Source organism: Kordiimonas sp. SCSIO 12603, assembly GCF_024398035.1.
Lineage (GTDB): Bacteria > Pseudomonadota > Alphaproteobacteria > Sphingomonadales > Kordiimonadaceae > Kordiimonas.
The window spans coordinates 430,310-444,744 of sequence record NZ_CP073748.1 but is presented as its reverse complement, the minus strand read 5'-3'; the positions used below and the strand labels follow the sequence as shown (position 1 = coordinate 444,744).

16 protein-coding genes are annotated in these 14,435 nt (G+C 44.5%); 8 read left to right on the top strand and 8 right to left on the bottom strand.

Translation table 11 applies throughout. The annotated features are described in order from the left end of the window. Window positions 1-28: 28 nt before the first annotated feature. Window positions 29-1,378 (bottom strand): tRNA uridine-5-carboxymethylaminomethyl(34) synthesis GTPase MnmE, encoded by a 1,350-nt coding sequence (gene mnmE, locus KFE96_RS02005; RefSeq protein WP_255834354.1) that lies wholly within the window; start codon window positions 1,376-1,378, stop codon window positions 29-31. A gap of 125 nt (window positions 1,379-1,503) precedes the next feature. Between mnmE and KFE96_RS02000 the strand changes: the two genes are divergently transcribed. Beyond that, a complete protein-coding gene (locus KFE96_RS02000; protein ID WP_255834353.1) occupies window positions 1,504-2,004 on the top strand; it encodes a methylated-DNA--[protein]-cysteine S-methyltransferase in 501 nt (166 codons plus the stop codon). 3 nt (window positions 2,005-2,007) lie between these two features. Continuing rightward, a complete protein-coding gene (locus tag KFE96_RS01995) occupies window positions 2,008-2,706 on the top strand; it encodes an alpha/beta fold hydrolase (protein ID WP_255834352.1) in 699 nt (232 codons plus the stop codon). Here the strand turns inward: KFE96_RS01995 and KFE96_RS01990 are convergent. From KFE96_RS01990 to hemE, 5 genes are all read right to left on the bottom strand, one after another. Continuing rightward, window positions 2,682-3,206: a cysteine hydrolase family protein gene (locus KFE96_RS01990; RefSeq protein ID WP_255834351.1), complete on the bottom strand. Its 525-nt coding sequence runs from the start codon at window positions 3,204-3,206 to the stop codon at window positions 2,682-2,684. The genes KFE96_RS01995 and KFE96_RS01990 overlap by 25 nt on opposite strands. Before the next feature lie 6 nt (window positions 3,207-3,212). Beyond that, window positions 3,213-3,698: a GNAT family N-acetyltransferase gene (locus KFE96_RS01985; protein ID WP_255834350.1), complete on the bottom strand. Its 486-nt coding sequence runs from the start codon at window positions 3,696-3,698 to the stop codon at window positions 3,213-3,215. Between the two features lie 71 nt (window positions 3,699-3,769). Continuing rightward, on the bottom strand, window positions 3,770-5,026 hold the full coding sequence (gene rho, locus KFE96_RS01980; RefSeq protein WP_255834349.1) for a transcription termination factor Rho: 1,257 nt from the start codon (window positions 5,024-5,026) through the stop codon (window positions 3,770-3,772). A 185-nt stretch (window positions 5,027-5,211) separates the two neighbouring features. Further along, window positions 5,212-5,664 carry a CopD family protein gene (locus KFE96_RS01975; RefSeq protein WP_255834348.1) on the bottom strand — a complete coding sequence of 151 codons (453 nt, stop codon included), beginning with the start codon at window positions 5,662-5,664 and terminating at the stop codon, window positions 5,212-5,214. Between the two features lie 178 nt (window positions 5,665-5,842). Next, a complete protein-coding gene (hemE, locus tag KFE96_RS01970; protein ID WP_255834347.1) occupies window positions 5,843-6,874 on the bottom strand; it encodes a uroporphyrinogen decarboxylase in 1,032 nt (343 codons plus the stop codon). 412 nt (window positions 6,875-7,286) lie between these two features. On the opposite strand from hemE, the gene KFE96_RS01965 reads away from it, so the two are divergent. From KFE96_RS01965 to KFE96_RS01940, 6 genes are all read left to right on the top strand, one after another. Beyond that, window positions 7,287-8,186: a pyruvate, water dikinase regulatory protein gene (locus KFE96_RS01965; protein WP_247019627.1), complete on the top strand. Its 900-nt coding sequence runs from the start codon at window positions 7,287-7,289 to the stop codon at window positions 8,184-8,186. A 5-nt stretch (window positions 8,187-8,191) separates the two neighbouring features. Further along, window positions 8,192-8,788 carry a nucleoside triphosphate pyrophosphatase gene (locus KFE96_RS01960; RefSeq protein ID WP_255834346.1) on the top strand — a complete coding sequence of 199 codons (597 nt, stop codon included), beginning with the start codon at window positions 8,192-8,194 and terminating at the stop codon, window positions 8,786-8,788. Window positions 8,789-8,800: 12 nt separating this feature from the next. Then, window positions 8,801-9,628: a shikimate dehydrogenase gene (locus tag KFE96_RS01955; protein WP_255834345.1), complete on the top strand. Its 828-nt coding sequence runs from the start codon at window positions 8,801-8,803 to the stop codon at window positions 9,626-9,628. Continuing rightward, complete coding sequence (coaE, locus tag KFE96_RS01950; protein WP_255834344.1) at window positions 9,625-10,215, top strand: dephospho-CoA kinase; 591 nt, start codon at window positions 9,625-9,627, stop codon at window positions 10,213-10,215. Before KFE96_RS01955 ends, coaE begins: the two co-directional genes overlap by 4 nt. A 4-nt stretch (window positions 10,216-10,219) precedes the next feature. After that, window positions 10,220-10,885 (top strand): DNA polymerase III subunit epsilon, encoded by a 666-nt coding sequence (gene dnaQ, locus KFE96_RS01945; RefSeq protein WP_247019641.1) that lies wholly within the window; start codon window positions 10,220-10,222, stop codon window positions 10,883-10,885. Between the two features lie 106 nt (window positions 10,886-10,991). After that, the gene (locus tag KFE96_RS01940; RefSeq protein ID WP_255834343.1) at window positions 10,992-12,530 is read left to right on the top strand and encodes an AMP-binding protein; all 1,539 of its coding nucleotides are present in this window, start codon (window positions 10,992-10,994) and stop codon (window positions 12,528-12,530) included. Window positions 12,531-12,590: 60 nt separating this feature from the next. Here the strand turns inward: KFE96_RS01940 and lepB (KFE96_RS01935) are convergent, their stop codons facing one another. Together lepB (KFE96_RS01935) and lepB (KFE96_RS01930) are read right to left on the bottom strand one after the other, a co-directional pair. Continuing rightward, window positions 12,591-13,376 (bottom strand): signal peptidase I, encoded by a 786-nt coding sequence (gene lepB / locus KFE96_RS01935; protein ID WP_255834342.1) that lies wholly within the window; start codon window positions 13,374-13,376, stop codon window positions 12,591-12,593. Between the two features lie 166 nt (window positions 13,377-13,542). Next, window positions 13,543-14,316, bottom strand: coding sequence for a signal peptidase I (lepB, locus tag KFE96_RS01930; RefSeq protein ID WP_255834341.1), 774 nt, complete (start codon window positions 14,314-14,316; stop codon window positions 13,543-13,545). Window positions 14,317-14,435: the final 119 nt, after the last annotated feature.

The window sequence follows — 14,435 nt, the reverse complement described above, 5'->3', positions numbered from 1 at the left end:
GTGCGCTGCGCATGTTTCACGTGAAACATCATTTTCCAATACAAAAATCAGAAAACACAACATCCAGCATATCTTCCACACCAACGCGGCCGGTGATTTTACCAAGTGAACGAGCAGCCATACGAACATCTTCAGCAGCTAAAACTGCGTCCAAACCAGCATTATCCTCGAATCGGTAAAGATGATCTACTGTGTCCTCAAGCGCTTTTCTATGTCGCACTCGCGTAAGGGATGGTAACTCACGGGGAGCCATCGCTTCACTTACAAAATCTTCTACAGTGGACAGAAGCTCATCCAAGCCATGGTTATCTCTCACAGACGCGGTGATAACTTTCATACCGTTTGGTACATCATCATGTTTCACGTGAAACATAGAAACACGATCTGTTTGTGTGATTACAAGAATTGCATCCTCATCAAGCCACTTGGAAGCTGCCTCAGGGATAGTTGGCCACTCATCAGCACGAACAAGAACAAGGCGAAGATCAGCTTCCTCAGCTTTCTTTTCAGCGCGCCTGATACCTTCACGCTCAACATCTCCTTCGCCCTCCCTGAGGCCAGCTGTATCAATCAGCCTTACAGGATAGCCGCCCAGGTCAAGGTTCACTTCAATCACATCTCGTGTGGTGCCCTTCTCATCAGAAACGATGGCAACATCAGATTTAGAAAGCGCGTTCATCAGTGTAGATTTACCAGCATTTGGCTCCCCGAGGATAACAATACGGAAGCCGTCACGGATTGCTTCTGCCCTTTTATTATCTTTCAGGTATCCTTCAATATCATCTCTAAGCGATGTAATATTGGGGAGCACAGCACCGGCCACACCTTCAGGCAAATCTTCATCAGGGAAATCAATATCTGCTTCCAGATGTGCCAAATGGCCAATCAACCTACCCCGCCAATCTTCATAAAGATCCTTTAAAGCACCATCCAACTGTCTTAGTGCTTGTTCTCGCTGCGCTGCTGTTTGCGCATGAATTAGATCATTGAGGCCTTCAGCTTCCGTAAGATCAAGTTTCTCATTTTCGAAAGCACGTTTAGAGAACTCACCAGGTTCCGCCATGCGGAGACTATCAATTTCAGTGAGAGCTTCAAGAACACCTGTGATCACTGAACGCCCACCATGAAGGTGAAGCTCCACTACATCCTCGCCTGTAAAACTGGCGGGCGCAGGGAAAGTGAGCACAAGAGATTTATCAAGCCTTACACCAGTCCGGTGATCTTTAAGCTCACGGAGAGCAGCCATACGGGGCTTTGGAAGATCTTTGCCTGAAAGTATCATAAGGGCTTCTAACGCCTTTGGACCAGATAATCTGATAACAGCAACACCAGCTGTACCAGCACCAGAAGACAAGGCGAAAATCGTATCCATCATCATAAGGCTAAATGCTCTTCACTCAGTTTTTTATTGCAGCAAATCTTTGCGTTCATTAGCAAAAGAAAGCTATAGCCGCTATAGTGAAGTTAAGCGCATTCTTAATGCAAATTTTTCAGGACCATCTTATGTCACAAATTTCCATGCACACCCCTATCATTGATATTACTATCACTGAGCTTGAAGGCAGCATTGTTGCGCTTGATTGGGGATGGAGCCCATTTCAGGAAGAAAATCCCTCCTCGCTTCTTCTGGAAGCTAAACGACAACTAGACCTGTATTTTGACGGTGACCTCACGGAGTTTAACCTGCCACTCAACCCAATGGGTACCAAGCATCAGGAAAAAGTTTGGAAGGCTATGTGTGATATCCCATACGGTGATACCCGCACGTACGGTGATGTAGCAAAAGAGATTGGATCAGCAGCCCAAGCAGTTGGCAGCGCCTGTGGTCGTAACCCTATTCCGATATTGATCCCTTGCCACCGTATTATGGCATCCGCAGGCCGTATGGGCGGATACTCGGGTGACGGTGGTCTATATACCAAAAGAGCTCTCCTGGTACTTGAAGGCGCCTTAACTGTTGAAGAAGGCAAAGCACTTGAAGCCTCTGGCGCGCTTGATGGTTAGGTTATGAAGTACCCTCTTTACCTCATCCCCGGCACAATGTGTGATGAAAGGCTATGGCATAAGCTCACACCTTATCTGAACACATATGAAATTCATCATGCAGTCTATGCAGGCCAAACCAGCATGGATGATATGTTGGCTGCTGTGGTAGAAAACAAACCTGAGAAAAGCCATCTTATAGGCTTCTCTCTTGGTGGCTATCTAGCTATGGAAGCAGCCCTTAAAAATCCTGATAATTTTGAGAGCATTATCATTATTGCGAGCTCACCTTACGGCTTATCTGATGATGAAAAACAGCTACGCAGAGTAAACGCAGAAATGCTTTCACGGATGACCTACAGAGGTATGTCCAGAAAACGTCTGAGCCAGTTTGTTTCTCAAAATAATATGGCTGATAGTTCAGTTACAGATACTATTCTGCAAATGGAAAAAGACCTTGGTCAGAATGAGTTGATCAACCAGCTGATCGCCCCAATTGATCGCAGAAACCTGAAGGAGGGTTTGATAACTATTGGAAAACCAGTTCATTTCATTATGGCGGAAGAAGATGAACTAGTACCAATTAGTGCTATTGAAAAGCTTGCGGAAGCTTATGAACACATCCATCTCCACCAAATGGAAGGCTCAGGGCATATGATTCCACTGGAAATGCCAGAAAAACTAGCTGAAATTATAAATTATATAATAAAATCAGATAGATAGTTTATTTTTACATTCATTTCTTCAAATTTAGTGAGTATTTGTTCCTGAACATTATCAGCGGACATACCATTCATTGCTGTTGCAACCACCGCATCAGCCAAAACAGATGTTTCATACCCATTCTCTATAGCGGCCTCTACAGTTGCACGAACACAGTGCTGGGTATGAACACCCATCACTACCAGCTTTGATATCTGCTTAGCCTTTAAAACCGTATCCAGTTCAGTTTCATAGAAAGCATTACCTGTTGTTTTCTGAATTATGGTTTCCCCACCGGTAGGTTTCACTTCATCCTTGAAATCATGCAGCGGTTGCCCTGCCCGGTATGGAGAAGATGGATCAGATGAACAGTCCTGAATATGAAAAACAGGCCAATTTTCCGATCGCGCCCGATCCAGCATTCTTTTCATTACCTCTTCAGCACCAGGATTATTTCTTTCCCCCCATTTAGGGTGATCCATAGCTTTCTGAACATCAATAATGAGAAGAGCTATTTCCATAGGAAATCACACCATTTCTTTTGCGAAGAAAACTGTATCAACTTCCATTTTAGGAAAGGTCAAAGGAAGCATTTCTTCTGGTATAAGGTTATATCCATTTTTCTCATAGAACCTATGAGCCGCAAGAAATTTATCCGTAGTTCCAAGAAGAATAGTTTGAACTACTCTTTCTGCCGAATACTCTTCTAAAACGTCCAAAAGTTTTTTAGCAATACCATGTTCCTTTCCTCGATAAGTATCCTTAACAAACATTTTTCGGATAGCTACCTGACCTGCTCCAATATCAATTAAAGCAATGGTTCCAACAATAACTTCACCGTGCCTCGCCACCCAGAATTCGCCAATTCCTTTCCGGTAAAAACTTTCAATATCTTTCAGGTCAGGCTGATCATCCAGTGTAATATCAATATTAAATTCGCTGGTTTGAATTTCTAATATAAGTAATTGTATTTGTTCATAATCTGCAATACGAGCTGGCTCAAAAATTATCATTTAAGTTCCCTACAATAAAAAAGGCCCACCATATATGGAGGGCCTTTCTGAAATTTCTAGCGAACAAAAACTTAGTTGTTCATCTGCGAGAAGAAGTCCTCGTTGTTCTTTGAATCTTTCAACTTTCCAAGTAGGAATTCCATCGCATCCACTGTACCCATTGGGGTAAGAATACGGCGTAGTACCCACATTTTTGAAAGTGTTGCTGGATCAACAAGCAGCTCTTCTTTCCGTGTACCGGATTTGAGAATATCAATTGCAGGGAACACGCGCTTATCAGCAACCTTACGGTCAAGCACGATTTCAGAGTTACCCGTGCCTTTGAATTCCTCAAAGATAACCTCATCCATACGGCTACCAGTTTCAATAAGGGCTGTTGCGATAATGGAAAGGGAACCACCTTCCTCAATATTACGGGCAGCACCAAAGAAACGTTTCGGGCGCTGGAGCGCGTTTGCATCCACACCACCTGTTAGTACCTTACCAGATGACGGCACCACAGTGTTATAAGCACGGGCCAGACGGGTGATACTATCCAAGAGGATCACAACATCCTTACCGTGTTCAACAAGGCGTTTTGCTTTTTCAATCACCATTTCAGCAACCTGAACGTGGCGAGATGCAGGCTCATCAAACGTGGAAGAAACTACTTCACCAGCCACAGAACGCTGCATGTCTGTTACTTCTTCAGGACGTTCGTCAATCAGAAGTACAATCACATAACATTCAGGGTGATTTGTTGTAATGCTCTTCGCAATATTTTGCAGAAGAACAGTTTTACCAGTGCGCGGCGGCGCAACAATCAAAGCACGCTGGCCCTTACCAATAGGAGCAACCAGATCAATCACGCGTGGTGATTTATCTTTCACAGTTGGGTTATCTGGATCCAACTTCAGTTTTTCATCTGGGTAAAGCGGTGTCAGGTTATCGAAGTGAACCTTGTGGCGGGTCTTCTCTGGCTCTTCAAAGTTAATCTGTGAAACTTTAAGAAGCGCAAAGTAACGCTCACCATCTTTCGGTGCACGGATCTGGCCTTCAACGGTATCCCCTGTCCGGAGGCCAAAACGGCGAATCTGGCTTGGGCTAACATAAATATCATCCGGGCCTGGAAGATAGTTTGCCTCAGGGCTTCTAAGGAAACCAAAACCATCAGACAGTGTTTCAATAACACCACCACCCATGATTTCTACATCATCTTCAGCAAGGTGCTTGAGGATAGCAAACATCATATCCTGCTTGCGCATGCTGCTCGCATTTTCAACGCCTACTTCTTCTGCAAGCGCTAGAAGATCAGCTGGGGTCTTATTCTTGAGATCCTGTAAGTGCATGGGATCGTCCATATTATTATTTCTATTGTCCGGATTATTATTGGCTTGCGCCATTTTATTGGAAGCTAATGCCAACTTACTAAATACAGGTGTTGGCCTAGGTGGGATTCAAAAAACGCCCCCAGCAGATCACTGGAGACGCAATAAAATTACCATGCACTCACTGAGTGTCAAGCTATTTAGATTTAGAATGGTTTTGCGACAGCGAGGATAACAACCACAATAATGAAGATAGCTGGTACTTCATTTATCTTGCGGTAGAAGCTTTCGCTTTTATCTCGTTCGCCAGCTGCAATTTTCTTGCGCCATTTGGAAAGAACACCGTGAAAACCTGAAAGGATAAACACAAGAAGCAGTTTTGCATGAAGCCAACCACCTGCATCAAAACCAATATTGAAGGCAAGTGTTAGCCCTAGAATCCAGGCAATAGTCATGGCAGGATTAATGATAATCCGCATCAGGCTTTTTTCACGCTCAATCCATTTACCATCTTCTTCACTGCCAACTTCACACTGCATATGATAAGCAAAATACCGAGGTAACATGAACATACCGGCCATCCAAAAGATCACGAAAATTATGTGGCCCGCTTTTACGTAAAAGTAAGCGTCACCCAAAAAACCTGGCTCAACCATCATTTATCTTTCTGTACTTTTCTAATTTTTTTATACGCTACTACTAGGAGCAAACAGGTTGTTAATATAGCCAAAGACCTTCTATATCCGACGCCACCATATGGCGAATAAACTTGAAGAAGGGAAAAAATCAACCCAATGGCAAGACTTCCCCAGAACAACATATTTTTTAGCTGTTTACTCATCGCCTGAAGTTCTTAATAGTTTCAGAAAGCAAGGCTACATTCTCTGGCGGTGTTTCAGGTACAAAACCGTGACCAAGGTTAAAGATGTGCGCGCCGCCCTTCAGGCTTTCCATAATCCGGTTCGCTTCGCTCACCATTAAATCACCGCCTGAAACCACTAGGTGCGGATCCATATTCCCTTGTACACAAACCTTACTTTGAACCTCACTTGCAGCCCACTCAAGCGGCACACCTGTATCAAGGGATACAGCATCTACCCCTGTCTCCTCTACAAAACGTGCTAGAGCAGCGCCTGCAAGCCGTGGGAAGCCGATGATAGGTGTTTCGCTATGCTTCGCCCTAACCTTCTCAACAATGGCCTTGGTGGGCTTTATAATCCATTCATCAAACATTGTTTCAGGGATCGCGGCTGCCCAACTATCAAAAATCTGTACAGCATCCGCGCCGGCTTCAATCTGACGGCAAAGATATTCAGCTGTTGCGTCCACCAGCATATTTAAGATACGGCCAAATAGATCTGGATTGCCGTATCCAAGCTGACGAGCAGCTGCATGGTCTTTACTGCCTTGTCCCGCAATCATGTATGTTGCCACTGTCCAGGGTGCCCCCGCAAAACCAAGAAGCGTTACATTTTCAGGAAGCGCTGAAGAAAGGTTTGAAACTGTTTTATAAACGTTCCCTACTTTATCGTGGAAGTTCGCCATCGATAGTTTTGAGAAAGTTTCTTCTGTTGCTACCGGATCAAGCTTTGGCCCAAACCCAGTCTCAAACCAAACCTGCTGACCTAATCCGTCTGGTACCACAAGTATATCTGCAAAAAGAATTGCACCGTCCATGCCGTAACGCCTGATAGGCTGCAAGGTTACTTCTGTCGCTTTATCGGGGCTATAGCAAAAATCCATGAAAGACGGACAAGTAGAACGCACCTCTCTGTATTCAGGCAAATATCTTCCTGCCTGACGCATGAACCAGAATGGAACTTTTTCACCGGGGTTACCCTTGAGAGTCTCTAGAAGAATTTTAGCCATAATGCTTTTACCTGACAGTTTTATACACGGGACGATCTATAGGGCGACCATACTAATACTTAAATATAAATATAATAGAATCTTGTAGTAGTAGTGAATCCCTGTGAATCATGGGGAAAACTATTTATCCACAAGCTTGTGCACAAACAAGGGTTCTGCGGCATTTTAACAGTGATTCTGTGAGTAAGACTCTGGACTGTGCAGAAAACCTCGCGATTCGAGACTTTGACTCTGTCTGTGGAAACTGGGGATAACCGAAAAAGACTCAGTTTTGGCGACTCAGGTTATTAAACTTTGCACAGGCTTGGGATAAGATTCACTCCTGTGTGAACTCTCTCTATACAAATTGGGGGTAAGTGGCCTAATGTGCTTTTCAACATTTACACCAACAAGTTATCCACAGGTTATTCCCATGAGTCCTCCACTGCCCGGTTTTCAGGAATCTGAGTCAAGCAATGAAGTTCAATTTCATTTGCATCTGGTCTCTGACTCTACAGGTGAAACTCTTGAGGCAATCGTATCAGCAGCTCTTGTTCAGTTCGAAGGAGTGAATGTTCACAAACATTATTGGCCGCTTGTTCGTTCAGCAATGCAAATGTCTCGTTTGATGGAAGATATATGTGAGCAGCCAGGCCTTGTTATGTATACGTTGGTGAACACTGAAATCAGGCAGGTTCTGGAACAGTCCTGCATGGAAAAAAACATACCAGTACTCTCAATCCTTGATCCGGTGATTAATCTACTCGGTTCATATTTCGGGCAACAAGCTTCTCATAAACCGGGGCGTCAACATACGATGGATGCTCACTATTTTCAGCGAATTGATGCTCTTCATTTTACAATGGCTCATGACGATGGTCAGCTTGTTGAAGATGTAAATGAAGCAGATATTATATTGGTAGGTGTATCCCGTTCATCGAAAACACCAACCAGTATTTATCTTGCTAATAAGGGTTATAAAACATTGAATGTTCCGTTTGTGCCCAATTGCCCGATGCCGATGGAACTCGATAACCTCAAAGATAAATTCGTGCTTGGATTAACGACAAGCCCAGAACGCCTTGTTCAAATTAGGACTAATCGTTTGCGCTCTATCAATGAAGATGAGGAAGCGGATTATACAGACCGGGATCAAATTCAGGATGAAATCAAAGAATGCCGCCGTTACTGCACAAAACGTGGCTGGCAAACCATTGATGTAACCCGGCGGTCTATTGAGGAAACAGCAGCTGCAATCCTGAACCGTTATTATCAGTGGTTAGAGAAAAACGGAAAAACACACGCACACGAATTACCGTCTGATCTTAGGTAAGAGTGATGATTGAATTTATTTTAGCCTCAGGCAGTAAAACCAGAGCAAAAATGCTTAAAAGCGCTGGTGTGGATTTTACCGTTCAAACGGCGCCTGTTGATGAAGCTTCTCTGAAAGAAGCGCTGGTTGCCGACGGCGCCGCTCCTCGTCATATTGCAGATGCTCTTGCAGAAATGAAAGCACGGGCAGTTTCTTTCATGTATCCGGAAGCGCTGGTTTTAGGGGCTGATCAGATTTTGGTCAAAGACGGTAAAATATTTTCTAAAGCCTCAAACCAGCAAGAAGCAGAAGCCACATTAAAAGAACTATCAGGCGGTGAACACAGGCTTATCTCAGCAGCGGTTATTTGCCAGAACGGGCAAGCGATCTGGCGTTCGGTTGATCAAGTGAAAATGGATGTGAGGCCATTATCTGATACCTTCATAAAACAGTATCTCAATATATTAGGTGACGATGCTTATTGGTCTGTCGGTTGTTATCAGATTGAAGGTATAGGCGCACAGCTCTTTAACCGGGTGGATGGTGATTATTTCACCGTGCTTGGTATGCCTCTCCTACCTGTTCTTGATTTTCTGCGCCGCTATAATTTGTTGCCGTTCTAAAGAGTATTTCCCATGAAAAAAGCCGCTGTTATCGGATATCCAATTGCTCAGTCTCTATCACCCGTTATTCATAACCACTGGTTTGAACAAAACGGAATTGAAGGTAATTATGAAGCGATTGAAGTGGCTCCAGAAGAATTGGGTATGGCTGTAGAACGCCTTAAAACAGAAGGATATTCGGGCTTTAATGTAACGGTGCCTCATAAAACAGATATCATTAAATATCTGGATAAAGTAGCTCCACTTGCTCGTCAGATGGGTGCTGTGAATACGGTGAAAATATCGGAAGATGGTACATTAAGCGGGTTTAATACGGATGGTATTGGTCTTGTAAAACATCTGAAAGATATTGTGCCTGAATATCCAAAAGATAAACCTGCCCTGATTATTGGTGCAGGTGGTGCAGCTCGCGCAGCGGCACTTGGGCTCGTGAATGAAAATCTGCCTATGGTGATGATCACTAACCGGACACGAGCAAAAGCCGAAGCAATCGCGGGTGATGTTGGTCGTGGCCGTATGACGGTGGTGGATTGGGAAACGCGCGCGCAGGCGGTGGCTGCAGCGGGTCTTATTGTGAATACAACTGTACTCGGTATGGCAGGCCAGCCTGCTCTTGAGTTAAGCCTTGATCATGCAGCCAGTGATACGGCGGTGTATGATATTGTTTATAAGCCACTTGAAACTGAATTACTGAAAGATGCAGGGCAACGTGGCTTGAAAACCGTTGATGGGCTAGGAATGCTTGTGCACCAAGGAGCTGCAGCCTTTAAAATCTGGTTCGGCGTAGAGGTAGGATTTGATGCTGATCTCCGCAAAATCTTGGAGGCAAAAATCACATGATTATTGTGGGTTTAACTGGCTCCATTGGTATGGGAAAATCAGAAACTGCCAAAATGTTTGTAGCTGAAGGGGTGCCCGTATTTGATGCTGATGCGGCAGTTCATAAGCTTCAAAAGAAAGGCGGCAAGGCTTTACCCTATATCGAAAAAGCTTTCCCTGGTTCTGTTGTGGGTGGTGAGCTTGACCGCGCCAGCCTTGGAGCACAGGTGTTTGCTGATCCAGCGAAGAAAAAGGTCCTTGAGAATATCATGCACCCAATGGTGGGCGATGAACGCATTGCCTTTTTTGAAGCCGCAGAAAAAGCAAACGCTGATATTGTGGTCCTTGATGTACCCCTTCTCTTTGAAACGGGTGGTGACAAAGGTTGTCACTATAGTGTGGTAGTATCTGCGCCTGCTGAGGTTCAGCGGGAACGGGTGCTTGCCCGTTCTGGTATGACTGCGGAAAAATTCGAAGATATTCTTAAACGCCAGATGCCAGATGCTGACAAACGCGCGAAGGCAGACTATATCGTTGATACAGATAAAGGGCTTGAGCATGCAAAAGCCCGTGTGAGAGAAATACTCACTACTATAAGGAACAGATAAAACTATGCGTGAGCTTATTTTTGATACAGAGACCACAGGCTTTGACCCACTTTCAGGGGACAGGCTTATTGAAATTGGTCTTGTTGAGATGGTTGATAAAAAGCTCACCGGTAATAATCTGCACCAATATGTAAATCCTGAGCGTGAAGTACCAGAAAGTGCCGTGAAAATTCACGGTCTGACAACCGAATTTCTCAGTGATAAACCCGTATTTACTGAAGTGATGGATGAATTTCTTGAATATGTCGGTGATGATAGTGTGCTCGTGGCGCACAACGCCGAGTTTGATATGAAATTTATCAACTGGGAACTTGAGAACGCTAGCCGCCCTATCATTCACAAAAAGCGCTTTATTGATACACTCGCCATTGCCCGGACCAAATTTCCGGGTTCACCAAACAGCCTTGATGCGCTTTGTAAGCGTTTTGCTATCAACAATACTCACCGTACCCTTCACGGTGCGCTTCTTGATGCTGAAATCCTTGCAGAAGTTTATATTGAGCTGGAAGGTGGCCGCCAAAGCGGGATGGACTTATCTGTTGCTAAATCATCCCGCGCTGTAATCCAGAAAAAAAAGCGTGAAAAGCGTACTTTCCCTGTGAGTGAAGAGGATTTGACAGCGCATGCTGAGTTTATTAAATCTTTAAAAGATCCAATCTGGAATAGTTAGAAACGCAGCAGGTATCTCCCCCTTTTCCTTGCTGCCTATAATCACTGCAGTTCATGTGGTGGGGAATTTGGGCGTTCTTAATGGCGCCAGTAATGGGGAGAAAATCATGATTAAGCATGATGTAATAGCGCAGGATTATATCGCCTATCACGCTGATACCAAACCAAACAAATTGGCAACCATGGATATGGCGAGCGGGCGCCAGTTCACCTATTCTGAAATGAATGTCAGGGTTGGTCAGCTCGCGACCTATCTGAAATCCAGAGGGATTTCTAAAGGTGACCGTGTTGCCTTTTTGGCCCTGAACTCTACCGATATTCTAGATATCCTATTTGCCGCGTGGCGTATTGGTGCCAGCGCTTTGGCCCTGAATTTCCGGCTTACAGCCAGTGAGCTTGAATATATCGTGAACGATGCGGGGCCTGATCTTCTTTTCTATGATCATATGTTTGCTGATGTGGTGGAAGAACTGAAGCCGCTTGTGAATATTAACCACTATGTGGGGATGGACGGCCTTGGTGGTGTTGAGACTGATTTAGAAAAAGCGATTGCATCTTCTGAACCTCTTCTTACACGAGAATATCAAACCTTGGGTGAAGAATGCATGCTTATGTATTCTTCCGGCACTACCGGCAAACCCAAAGGCGTGATTATCACCCACGGTATGATCTTCTATTCTGCTATTAACCTGCTGCAGCGGGCACAGAATACGGCGGAATCTGTCTGGCTTACTGTTATGCCGCTCTTCCATATTGGAGGGCTAAATATTTCCTCGCTCCCTGCCCTTTGGATTGGTGGAACAACACTGGTAATGCGAATGTTTACATCTGATGCCGTGCTTGATGCCATTGATAGTGCGGACCTTGGTATAACCCACACTATTCTCGTGCCAGCCATGCTTAATGACATGCGGTTTAACCCAAAGGCAGAAACCACTGATTTTTCGCGTATGGTGGTATCAATCGCAGGCGGTGCCAGCGTGCCAGGAGAGCTTGTAAAATGGTGGTATAGTAAGGGCTTTGTTATCTGTGATGGCTACGGCATGACAGAATCTGCCGCTTCAAACTGTGTTGCTGAACCATCAGATGTCCCTGAATTTATTGGAACGTCAGGCAAGGGATTGTTTCTTACGGAAATGTGCCTGAAGGACCCGGATGGTAAGGATGTGAAGCAAGGTGAAGTAGGCGAAATCTGGATGCGTGGCCCTACTATCACCCCTGGTTACTGGAACAATGAAGAAGCCAATAAAAGCTCGTTTGTGGATGGTTGGTTCAAATCAGGTGATATTGCACGCCAAGATGAAGGTGGACGGTATATCATCGAAGATCGTTCTAAAGATATGTATATCTCTGGCGGGGAAAATGTATATCCCGCAGAAGTAGAAAGTGTGCTCTTTGGCCTCGAGGCTATCGCAGATGTAGCGGTTATCGGTGTGCCGTCGGACCGCTGGGGTGAAACTGGTTGTGCGGTTGTTGTACTCAAAGACGGTATGAGCTTAGATATTGATGAAGTTCATGCTTACTGTGAAGGTAAGTTGGGTAAATTTAAGTTCCCCAATCACCTTACTTTTATGGAAGAGCTACCTCGTACCACAACGGGTAAAGTGAAAAAGTTTGAGCTTAGGGAAACGATACCTTCTCTATGATCATAAAAAGTGGGTGATTTTTATGGATAGGTAGCGGTTTATCACCGCTACCAAAGATATCTAATGGATAATATTGAAGAAGCGACCGTATGGGATGAAACCTAGGCAACCCACATCTTTACCCTGATCACAGTCATAAAGGCTGAAAGTGGTTATATCAGCTTCGCCAACAATGAATTTCTGGTGGATCGGCCCCATATTTGAAATATTGCGGCTGTCCGAGCTGCCATCCCGGTTATCACCCATCATGAAATAATGGTCTTGAGGCACAACAAAAACTGGGGTGTTATCATAAGGGCCCCTGTCAGTTGCTTCATAAATACGGTGCTTTACACCGCCAGGCAGAATTTCTTCATACTCTTTTACCCTTTTGTCGCTACCCTGATAGTTGGTATAGTTCACATCACGGATAAAGGTACGTTGTACCATCTTTCCATTAATATAAAGGCGGCCTTCCCGCATTTGGATACGGTCACCCGGGAGGCCGATGACACGTTTGATGAAATCATCCCCGCCACGGTGAGGAAGTGTGAAAACAACAACATCACCACGTTCTGGATTTCCTGAAAATACCTTATCTTCTGAGATAAAATCAGGGTCAAAATAATAGCTGTAGCGGTTATAACCGTAAGTAAATTTAGAGACGAAAATCCGATCACCTACCTCAAGGGTTGGTTCCATACTACCGGACGGGATATGGAAGGCACCCCATGCGAAGGTGGTGAAAATAAGGTAAAAAGCAATAATGGAAACGATATCTTTAAGAAGAGCGACTAGCTCATTCTTTTTGGGTTTATCTTCTACTGCTTCTTTTTCTTCTTTTATTTCAACCGGTTTATCGGTCATCTGCCGTCCTTTATTTTCATCCCGCACCTTATTACTTAGTGCATCTTTGTTGGCGAGTGTACTGTGGGCGGTAGTATTTGCAATCACGCATTCATTAAAAACAGAAAACTCCCTGTGAGTGTGCTGCAGCTAATGATGATGAACTGTAAGAGTTGGGCTCAGACTATCAGCGGATAATATTGAAAAAACGTCCATAAGGAATAAAGCCAAGACAACCCACATCTTTACCTTGATCACAATCATAAAGGCTGAAAGTGGTGATATCTGCCTCGCCTACGATAAATTTCGAATGCACAGGCCCCATGCCTGAAATATTGCGGCTGTCCGAGCTGCCATCCCGGTTATCACCCATCATAAAATAATGGTCCTGAGGTACGACAAACACAGGTGTGTTGTCATAGTGGCCGCGATCAGTAGCTTCGTAAATTCGGTGTTTTACGCCGCCTGGCAGTGTTTCTTCATATTCTTTTACCCGCCGGTCATTCCCTTGATAATTGGTGTAGTTTACATCGCGGATAAATGTGCGGTCTACCATCTCACCGTTGATGTAAAGGCGGCCTTCTCGCATTTGGATGCGGTCACCTGGCATGCCAATTACCCGTTTGATGATATGATCATCACTACGGTGCGGTTGAACGAATACGACAATATCACCACGATCAGGGTTGCTGGCAAACAGGCGGTTCTCAGAAATGAAATCCGGGTCCATTGGGAAACTGTAACGGTTATATCCGTAAGCAAACTTTGAAACAAAGATACGGTCACCAACTTCAAGAGTTGGTTCCATACTGCCTGACGGGATATGGAAAGCGCCCCATGCGAAAGTGGTAAAAATGAAATAGAAAGCAACGATTGAAACGATATCTTTAAAAAGAGATCCGGCTTCATTCTTCTTTTCAGGGGCATTTTTTTCTGCCGCTTGAGATACGGTTTCTGTCATTTTTTCCTCAACTGCTGAAGCTGGTAAAGCCAGCTATATATCGTTCTTTATGAGGATCACTAAGTTTCAATTTCATGAAATTCAAGCTTTCCGTGGTTTTTTAGTCTCGAATAATTCAA

Excerpts from the sequence above, each read along its gene's own strand:
- mnmE (WP_255834354.1), bottom strand. The coding sequence starts at position 1,378 with ATGATGATGGATACGATTTTCGCCTTGTCTTCTGGTGCTGGTACAGCT.
- KFE96_RS02000 (WP_255834353.1), top strand. The coding sequence starts at position 1,504 with ATGTCACAAATTTCCATGCACACCCCTATCATTGATATTACTATCACT.
- KFE96_RS01995 (WP_255834352.1), top strand. The coding sequence starts at position 2,008 with ATGAAGTACCCTCTTTACCTCATCCCCGGCACAATGTGTGATGAAAGG.
- KFE96_RS01990 (WP_255834351.1), bottom strand. The coding sequence starts at position 3,206 with ATGGAAATAGCTCTTCTCATTATTGATGTTCAGAAAGCTATGGATCAC.
- KFE96_RS01985 (WP_255834350.1), bottom strand. The coding sequence starts at position 3,698 with ATGATAATTTTTGAGCCAGCTCGTATTGCAGATTATGAACAAATACAA.
- rho (WP_255834349.1), bottom strand. The coding sequence starts at position 5,026 with ATGCACTTACAGGATCTCAAGAATAAGACCCCAGCTGATCTTCTAGCG.
- KFE96_RS01975 (WP_255834348.1), bottom strand. The coding sequence starts at position 5,664 with ATGATGGTTGAGCCAGGTTTTTTGGGTGACGCTTACTTTTACGTAAAA.
- hemE (WP_255834347.1), bottom strand. The coding sequence starts at position 6,874 with ATGGCTAAAATTCTTCTAGAGACTCTCAAGGGTAACCCCGGTGAAAAA.
- KFE96_RS01965 (WP_247019627.1), top strand. The coding sequence starts at position 7,287 with ATGAGTCCTCCACTGCCCGGTTTTCAGGAATCTGAGTCAAGCAATGAA.
- KFE96_RS01960 (WP_255834346.1), top strand. The coding sequence starts at position 8,192 with ATGATTGAATTTATTTTAGCCTCAGGCAGTAAAACCAGAGCAAAAATG.
- KFE96_RS01955 (WP_255834345.1), top strand. The coding sequence starts at position 8,801 with ATGAAAAAAGCCGCTGTTATCGGATATCCAATTGCTCAGTCTCTATCA.
- coaE (WP_255834344.1), top strand. The coding sequence starts at position 9,625 with ATGATTATTGTGGGTTTAACTGGCTCCATTGGTATGGGAAAATCAGAA.
- dnaQ (WP_247019641.1), top strand. The coding sequence starts at position 10,220 with ATGCGTGAGCTTATTTTTGATACAGAGACCACAGGCTTTGACCCACTT.
- KFE96_RS01940 (WP_255834343.1), top strand. The coding sequence starts at position 10,992 with ATGATTAAGCATGATGTAATAGCGCAGGATTATATCGCCTATCACGCT.
- lepB (WP_255834342.1), bottom strand. The coding sequence starts at position 13,376 with ATGACCGATAAACCGGTTGAAATAAAAGAAGAAAAAGAAGCAGTAGAA.
- lepB (WP_255834341.1), bottom strand. The coding sequence starts at position 14,316 with ATGACAGAAACCGTATCTCAAGCGGCAGAAAAAAATGCCCCTGAAAAG.